The organism is Streptomyces sp. NPDC059917, assembly GCF_042730635.1.
In the GTDB taxonomy this organism is placed as follows: Bacteria; Actinomycetota; Actinomycetes; order Streptomycetales; family Streptomycetaceae; genus Streptomyces.
On the sequence record NZ_JBHWLC010000196.1, the window covers coordinates 1 to 1,035 of the forward strand.

Annotated in this window: 1 protein-coding gene; it reads left to right on the top strand. The window is 67.3% G+C overall.

From position 1 onward, the window contains the following. A partial coding sequence (locus tag ACFWAR_RS39425) for a 2-oxoacid:ferredoxin oxidoreductase subunit beta (protein WP_385788568.1) occupies positions 1–1,035 on the top strand: 1,035 nt, incomplete at both ends.

Sequence of the window (1,035 nt, forward strand, 5' to 3'; positions counted from 1 at the left end):
CTGCTCTCCCTCGTGCCCAGGGCCGAGGCGAAGCAGTCGATGAAGGACTTCAAGTCCGACCAGGAAGTCCGCTGGTGCCCCGGCTGCGGCGACTACGCCGTCCTGGCCGCCGTCCAGGGCTTCATGCCGGAACTGGGACTGGCGAAGGAGAACATCGTCTTCGTCTCCGGGATCGGCTGCTCCTCCCGCTTCCCGTACTACATGAACACCTACGGGATGCACTCCATCCACGGCCGCGCCCCCGCCATCGCCACCGGCCTGGCCACCTCCCGCCGCGACCTGTCCGTCTGGGTCGTCACCGGCGACGGCGACGCCCTCTCCATCGGCGGCAACCACCTCATCCACGCCCTGCGCCGCAACGTCAACCTCAAGATCCTGCTCTTCAACAACCGGATCTACGGACTGACCAAGGGCCAGTACTCGCCCACCAGCGAGGTCGGCAAACTCACCAAGTCCTCCCCCATGGGCTCCCTCGACGCCCCCTTCAACCCGGTCTCCCTCGCCATCGGCGCCGAAGCCACCTTCGTCGCCCGCACCGTCGACTCCGACCGCAAACACCTCACCGAGGTCCTGCGCGCCGCCGCCGACCACCAGGGCACCGCCCTCGTCGAGATCTACCAGAACTGCAACATCTTCAACGACGGCGCCTTCGAGGTCCTCAAGGACCAGGAACAAGCACAAGAAGCCGTCATCCGCCTCGAACACGGAGCACCCATCCGCTTCGGCGCGGACGGCTCCCAGGGCGTCGTCCGCGACCGCGCCACCGGCGACCTCCACGTCGTCACCGTCACCCCGGACAACGAAGCCGACATCCTGGTCCACGACGCCCACACCACGTCACCGACCAACGCCTTCGCCCTCTCCCGCCTCGCCGACCCCGACACCCTCCACCACACCCCCATCGGCGTCTTCCGCGACGTCGAACGCCCCGTCTACGACACCCAGATGGCCGACCAACTCGACACCGCCATCGAACAACACGGCAAGGGCGACCTCACCACCCTCCTCACCGGCAACGACAACTGGACCGTCGTC